The organism is Acinetobacter sp. YH12108 (genome assembly GCF_013419055.1).
In the GTDB taxonomy this organism is placed as follows: Bacteria; Pseudomonadota; Gammaproteobacteria; order Pseudomonadales; family Moraxellaceae; genus Acinetobacter.
In genome coordinates this window covers 235,133-241,841 of record NZ_VPAW01000002.1, presented here as the reverse complement: position 1 = coordinate 241,841, position 6,709 = coordinate 235,133, and the positions used below count along the sequence as shown (strand labels likewise).

General features: G+C 36.2%; 7 protein-coding genes. 5 read left to right on the top strand and 2 right to left on the bottom strand.

The window, feature by feature from the left end:
- The coding region (locus tag FTU46_RS02650) for a transposase family protein (protein WP_180104280.1) at window positions 1–334 on the top strand (334 nt) is incomplete at its 5' end.
- Between the two features lie 125 nt (window positions 335–459).
- Window positions 460–645, top strand: a complete 186-nt coding sequence (locus tag FTU46_RS02645; RefSeq protein ID WP_004784145.1) for a hypothetical protein — start codon at window positions 460–462, stop codon at window positions 643–645.
- Window positions 646–1,327: 682 nt separating this feature from the next.
- On the opposite strand, the gene FTU46_RS02640 is transcribed toward FTU46_RS02645, so the two are convergent.
- Window positions 1,328–1,486 carry a hypothetical protein gene (locus FTU46_RS02640; RefSeq protein ID WP_166136100.1) on the bottom strand — a complete coding sequence of 53 codons (159 nt, stop codon included), beginning with the start codon at window positions 1,484–1,486 and terminating at the stop codon, window positions 1,328–1,330.
- An 878-nt stretch (window positions 1,487–2,364) separates the two neighbouring features.
- Between FTU46_RS02640 and FTU46_RS16655 the strand changes: the two genes are divergently transcribed.
- The 3 genes from FTU46_RS16655 (at window position 2,365) to FTU46_RS02630 (ending at window position 5,294) form a co-directional block, all read left to right on the top strand.
- The gene (locus FTU46_RS16655) at window positions 2,365–2,493 is read left to right on the top strand and encodes a hypothetical protein (RefSeq protein ID WP_004784138.1); all 129 of its coding nucleotides are present in this window, start codon (window positions 2,365–2,367) and stop codon (window positions 2,491–2,493) included.
- A 160-nt stretch (window positions 2,494–2,653) separates the two neighbouring features.
- Window positions 2,654–3,217 carry a M23 family metallopeptidase gene (locus FTU46_RS02635; RefSeq protein ID WP_180104279.1) on the top strand — a complete coding sequence of 188 codons (564 nt, stop codon included), beginning with the start codon at window positions 2,654–2,656 and terminating at the stop codon, window positions 3,215–3,217.
- Between the two features lie 88 nt (window positions 3,218–3,305).
- Window positions 3,306–5,294, top strand: a complete 1,989-nt coding sequence (locus tag FTU46_RS02630) for an acyltransferase family protein (protein WP_180104278.1) — start codon at window positions 3,306–3,308, stop codon at window positions 5,292–5,294.
- Window positions 5,295–5,370: 76 nt separating this feature from the next.
- Here the strand turns inward: FTU46_RS02630 and FTU46_RS02625 are convergent, their stop codons facing one another.
- Entirely contained in the window at window positions 5,371–6,573 is a 1,203-nt protein-coding gene (locus tag FTU46_RS02625; RefSeq protein ID WP_180104277.1) for a YbfB/YjiJ family MFS transporter, read from the bottom strand.
- Window positions 6,574–6,709 lie beyond the last annotated feature (136 nt).

Below are 6,709 nucleotides of genomic sequence, written 5' to 3'. Positions count from 1 at the left end.
ATGTACGAGTCGTGGTGCCGTACATGATTTCGAACTCTTCAAACGTAACTTGAATCAGATTCCTGCAGGTGCATTTATCCTTGCGGATAAGGGTTATCAGGGAATTTATACAGTGTATCCAAATAGCTTGTTGCCATTAAAAGCCAAAAGACACTGTAAATTGGATCCTGAATTGAAAATCTATAATCAAGAAATCAATAAAAGAAGAATCGGAATTGAGCATGTATTTGGCAGCCTGAAAACCTTCAAAATCCTTGCTGAGCGTTATCGAAATAGAGGTAAAAGGCTTGGTTTGAGATTCAATTTAATCGCTGGAATCTACAACTTGAACTGAGCAAAAAATGATTTATGAAAGAGGTCTATTAAATAGTCAATTAATACAACTCTATAAAACAATGTAAACGAAAAATTCAAATCTTCTGCTAAATTAAAAAATAAACCAAATGTGTGGAGGTCTGTATGAGAAATATACCAGAAGGAACCCAGGTTATTCATCATATATCAGCTCAGGACTGTGCATTCTATAAGGAAGAAAATGGAATTCTGAAAGTCTGGAATAGTGGTACTTGGGTGAATGCGATTGTACCAAATCTGGAAAAGATGATGGAGCTTGATTTCGAGTTAGAAGTACTCAAATCTATGTAGTAATTTAAAATTTAAAGATCCTTCTATTTAGGATCTTTAAATTTATATATTGAGGTTTTAAAAATAATAAAAAATGATCTTTATGGAAAAAAAGAGAATTTTATTGAAAATAAGTTAGCAGTTGTTGATTATTTAAAAACACATATCAGGTGTTTAGTTTTAATTTGATATCAAATAAGGAAAATAAATTATGAAATAGTAAATTAAAACCTATGAAATGACTTAAAAAGACATTAAGTTCAGAAGCTTAAATTTTGGAATGGCAATATATTACATAGAAAAATTTTTTATAAACAAAGATTATTTTATGATTTCAAAGAAATAATCTATTAATTTTTTAAATAAAATTTTTTAAGTAATTGATAATTAAAAATATATTTATTGATAATTAAGGTTTAATTTATAGTTTTACTCTCTTATATTGTGTTTTACTTTAGTTTAAATATTCAAGATTATGTAATATTTTGTTATTTGGTTTTATGCTTATGTAGTGTATAAATAATATACAGCTCTCCATGAGGGTAAAACACATGACTAAAGCAGAATTAGCTGTCTCCGCATTGGTCGTATTCCTTATTACCTTGATGGTTTATGGAGTAGGACAATCATTGAGTTATTAAAATAACTTTTTTCTAATGATTCCGGTATGTAAATAAAGCCCTTCGTGGGCTTTATTTTGTTTTTAGTCTGAGTCACTCTTCTGATTTTCAGAATATTCTAGTGCAGCTTTTTGTGCTTCTGCGGCGGCTTTAGCTTCCAAAGGAATAGCATCTGCTGCAATAGTAGAAGTACCATAAAGGCCTATCATAATGAGTATTAGAATTTTCGAAAACTGTTTCATATGAAATCCTCTAATTTTCTAAAACTTGATTTCAGTGTAGGGGATAAAACTCTCTGGGCATGTATGGGCGGTGTCTGCTTATGTAAGATATTCGGGCTTAGCGTGAAAACCCTTTCACCTTATGTAAGAACAATTATCTTATGAATTATTTTGTAGAATTAATTAAAGAAATGTTTTAGAAATTGAAAACATTAAATGTTCTTAAATTTATAACTTGGAAGATATAAATTTTATAACCTTAGAATTTAATTCCTTTAAAGAAAATATTACCATTTATTGAATAAAATAATATGGATTAAAAAATAGTTCAAATAGGAACAATAAAAATATTATAGAGCTAAGAATATTTGAACCTTAGCAGATTCTATGCAAGTAGTAGCACAATCAAAATTAATAAATTGTTAAACTTCAAAATTGTGACAAGATGACTCTGAATACAGATCTAATATTCAATCTACCTTATCATCCAGTTATTCCTTGACTGCGAAAACTGTGGCATACATTTTATAGCCTCTTATACCAAATGTACCATTACTGCGTTAGTCAGAGTCTGAACTGGCAATTATTGAGAATATGAATACATCAATATTAAATTTGGATCATCACGTTGGATCCACATCTATTGTTAGATTTTTGAAGGGTTTTATTCAGAAAACCATATTTATATTCAGAGTTAAAACAGGTATCAACATGCAACGCTATGTAAGCGATGTAAATACCTCGAATAAAGATCTAATCAGAATTGAATGACTTAACTAAAGATGCTTTTACATTGACGTATTTGGATACAGCTCAGCGATTGGCTTATTTTATATAAAGGTTAGAGTGATTAATGCAACTTCCAGTGATAGAGACAGTTCTCCAAAGGAGTTTATGCTATGGCTAAATCAAGAGCAAAACACAAGCAAGTCCAGCAAAAGGATAAAAAGGACAGTGCTCAAAATGAAGAGCAACAACAGCAACAGCAACAACCCTCTAAACCATCACGTGCGAAAAAGCGTAAATAAAATTTAGACCTGATTCAACAAAACCCTCAGCTGAGGGTTTTGTTATTTTTAAGACTGTTTCTGAAAAGCAATCTGGAAAAAACATCACTAAAAATAACAGGATTTTGACTTTAAATTTCTGTGTCTTCCTTAAGATAAAACGAACCCCCATTAAACGGCTATGCGAGCTATTGTGAAAATTCCCAAAATCCTGCTTTTAATATTTTCCTTAAGCATATTACTTACTGCCTGTCAGCCACCGCCATCAGGTGAGCCAGCGGGCTGGAAAAGCCCGTATCTGTACTGGCAATTAAAAAAATCTGAGCTGATTAGACCGGTAGAAATTCCTGTACAAGGAGTAAAACCTCGCCAGATTCAGGATACTTGGGGTGGAGCGCGCAGTGAGGGACGTAAACACGAAGGAACAGATATTTTTGCTCAACGAGGTACACCGGTAGTCAGTGCGACCCAAGGGATCGCCCGCAAGATTGGAACCAATAATTTAGGAGGTAAAGTTATATGGATTACTGGTCCGAATTTAAGCCAACATTATTATGCACATCTGGAGGATTATGCTGAACATATTCAGGAAGGAGACTGGGTAGAAGCAGGTGAAATCATTGCCTATGTCGGCAATACCGGTAATGCGAAAAATACACCACCACATTTGCATTATGGGATTTATCTCAGTGGGGAAGGTGCGACCAATCCTTATCCTTATTTAAAGGTAGAAGAATTGGAATAAGTGCAGGTGAATGTAAAAAAAATGTAAAAGATCGCCATCTAAAGAATGAAAAGCATAAAATAGCGTATCTCCCGCTTTTCCTGTTTTTATGAGTTTTGCTTATCGACCAGATATCGATGGCCTGAGAGCTATTGCAGTATCATTGGTTATTTTCAATCACCTGGGCTGGTCATTATTTTCTGGCGGCTATATTGGTGTTGATATTTTCTTTGTCATTTCCGGCTATCTCATCACGACCATTCTGACGCGCGATATTGAGTTGCAGCAATTTTCAATTGCACGGTTTTATAAGAAACGGGTGATCCGTCTGGCACCTGCATATTTTACTGTACTGGCAATTGTCAGTCTGATTGCTTGGCAGGTGATGTTGCCGGGTGAACTGACAGAATATTTTAAAAGTGTCATGTATGCGACTGTACTTATTGCCAATCTGTATATGCGAAATGAGGTGGGAGATTATTTCAGTCCGAATGTAGAAAATGTGCCTTTATTACATTTATGGTCACTGGGCGTAGAAGAGCAGTTTTATATTTTCTGGCCGCTCTTGCTATGGCTATTCCTTAGCAAGACCTCGCGTAAATATCTTTGGCTCGTCATCAGTGTATTCATTGTCGCTTTGGTTCTATATGCCCAGCAGCAACTGACTCAAAACCCGGCCAAAGCTTATTATAGTATGCCGGTACGGGCATTTGAGTTATTGATTGGTGCATTGATTAGCTGCTTGCCAAAACCAAATCTGCCAAAAAAACTATTACAGGGATTGGTCTGGGCTGGGGTAAGTGTTCTATTTGCAACTGCAATTTATTTTGATCAGCAAACCCCATTCCCAGGACTGATGGCATTGATCCCGTGTCTTGCAACAGCACTGATTATTTATCTGGGACAATCCATAGCTTCAAGTAATTTATTGCTAAGTAATCGTCTTAGTACATGGATTGGCAAAATTTCATATCCTCTGTATTTATGGCACTGGCCAATCATCGTGTTCTTTGGCATTTATATGCTGCCCTTGAATCTGGAAAATCAGATTATTATTGTTTTCCTATCACTTATATGTGCATTTCTGACTTATAAACTGGCTGAAACACCCCTGAAACGCTTTGTGATGGCTGCAAATTATAAAGTGATTATTCTTGGATTTCTGTTACCTGCAGTCAGTTTTATTGCGATCGCCCAAACCATCAAAACACATGAAGGTTTCCCGGAGCGTTTTCCAAAATCGGTGCATGACAAACAGGAAGCATTACACACGTATGCACATGTGATTCGTAGTAACTGCATGGATACCGCGGATCCAAATGTTTTACCCAATGCTCAAGATTGTGTCTTAGGACAATCTAAAGAAGATATTGATTTCCTGTTGATTGGCGATTCGCATGCCAATGCCTATACAGCAATGCTGGACGAATGGGCAAAGGATGCCAATTTACGCGGTTATGATGCAACGCAAAGTTCAACTTTTTATCTGCCAGGTGTGCAGCGATTTGAGTTAAAGCTGAATCAATGGAAAGAACTGACCAAATTCCAAAAACGTAATGATGCTATTACTGCACATCTTAAAGAAACCCATTATCCAATGATTATTCTGGCGGGATCTTATGCGCAGTATTTTGACGATGATGTGAAACTTAAAGATAGTGTTCATCATATAGAGGAAGAGATATTTAAAGCAGGCTTAATGAAGGCCTTAGAAATTGCCCATCAATCTAGTGATCAGGTGGTGCTAATTAATGATGTACCACATCTAGACTGGGAAGGGATTCCATCTGATTGTAATATTCGTAAAGAGATTCTTCATCGAGACGCTTCATGTACAGTTTCTCGAAAAAGTTATGAAGCACATTTAAAGCAATTCAATCAGATTTTGGCAGAAGCAAAACTGAAATATCCGCAATTGAAAATCGTTGATCCAACCAAAGTCATCTGTGATCAGCAGGCATGTAAAACGATACTGAATGATGTGCCTTTGTATCGTTTTAAAGATGATAATCATCTTAATGATCAGGGTTCACGGCAATTAGGCGTTGAATATCTAAAACAGTTTGGTAACCCGCTTAAAGATTTGAAGAAAGATTAAATGGAATAAAACCACGTTTAATGACGTGGTTTTATTCCTTGGGATTTGGGTTGTTGACCCCGATTTTAATCTTTATTTAATTCTTTTCTTCTTGAACAGAAATTGGTTGCTCACCCATCTTATATTTGGAGGAACGTGTATTCCAGACCAATTGCAAAGTTCCGGCTAATAAAACTAAAGCGGCCAGCATAAACTGTTGATGATAGTTCAATCCTAGATATTGCAGGGCGCTAAAACTTAATCCTCCAATCAGCTGAACAGAGGCAAAACATAGAGTCGCAATACTCCAGAGCTTTTTATAGGCCAGTCCATACAGTTGCAAAATGGTATAAGAGGTAAGGAAAACTACAGCGGGATTCAACATTCCGGTAAAAAAAGAAGAACTGAAAGTGAGGAACGGGTTAGCATTTAAAGTCGCGATAAAAATCGCCAGAATATATACACTATAAAGAATCTTTAGGGCAGTAAAATTGCCAAATTTTCTTGCCAGGACATAAGCAGAAAAAGCACCTAAGGCACTGCCCAATCCATATAGAATCCAGTTAAAGTTAATCCAGAACAAGCTTAATCCTAGTTCATGGCTGAGATAGTCAATCCAGAACAGGGAATGCGGAATATAGGCAAATGCACTACAGGCATAAACCACCAGCAAACTATAAAAGACTGTATTTAAAGAAACTTGAGAAGGATGAGAAACAGATTGTTTAGCTAGATAGGGTTTAAATTGTGGTATCAGTAGGCTTAAGCAGATACAAATCATCAGGGCAAACCCACATAAGATCAGCCAGGCCGTACGTATGGAAATCTGGTCAAGATAAGGCAAAAACAGGGTAGCTAATAAAACCCCTAATCCAATCCCGCTAAAACCAATAAAATTGATTTTAAAACGGTCTTTTAAATCACAGCACTGAGCCACGATACTTGGTGACAAAATCATGAGCAGGCCACCACTAATACCGGAAATTACTCGCCAGCTGATATACCAGATTTCAGCAAACCCTGAAAAGGCACAACAGAATAAGCTAACCATTCCAGCTATTGCAGCAAGCTGGATATAGGCACTCATGCTTCGGTCTTGGGGCAAGCGCATCGCTACAAAAGCACCGATTAAATAACCCAGTAGATTGGCACTACCCAAAAGACTGGCAAAGCTCGTGCTCCAGGCAAAGGCTTCACGTGTAGCAGGTAACAATGCGGTATAGGAAAAACGCAGAATGCCGATGCCTAAGCACATGCTCAGGCAGAGAAAAAGGCTAAGCTTGACCGTATTTGAGAACATCCATGCACTCTTGGATTTTTATATTTGTTCAAAAAATAGCATGAATCATCAAGCTAAAGGAGAAAAGGCTGAATAGATTTTATTAAAAAAAGAAACTCTAGATTAACAGCATGCTTCTATTGTAAATATCTGTAAA

Excerpts from the sequence above, each read along its gene's own strand:
- FTU46_RS02635 (WP_180104279.1), top strand. The coding sequence starts at position 2,654 with ATGCGAGCTATTGTGAAAATTCCCAAAATCCTGCTTTTAATATTTTCC.
- FTU46_RS02625 (WP_180104277.1), bottom strand. The coding sequence starts at position 6,573 with ATGTTCTCAAATACGGTCAAGCTTAGCCTTTTTCTCTGCCTGAGCATG.
- FTU46_RS02645 (WP_004784145.1), top strand. The coding sequence starts at position 460 with ATGAGAAATATACCAGAAGGAACCCAGGTTATTCATCATATATCAGCT.
- FTU46_RS16655 (WP_004784138.1), top strand. The coding sequence starts at position 2,365 with ATGGCTAAATCAAGAGCAAAACACAAGCAAGTCCAGCAAAAGGATAAA.
- FTU46_RS02630 (WP_180104278.1), top strand. The coding sequence starts at position 3,306 with ATGAGTTTTGCTTATCGACCAGATATCGATGGCCTGAGAGCTATTGCA.
- FTU46_RS02640 (WP_166136100.1), bottom strand. The coding sequence starts at position 1,486 with ATGAAACAGTTTTCGAAAATTCTAATACTCATTATGATAGGCCTTTAT.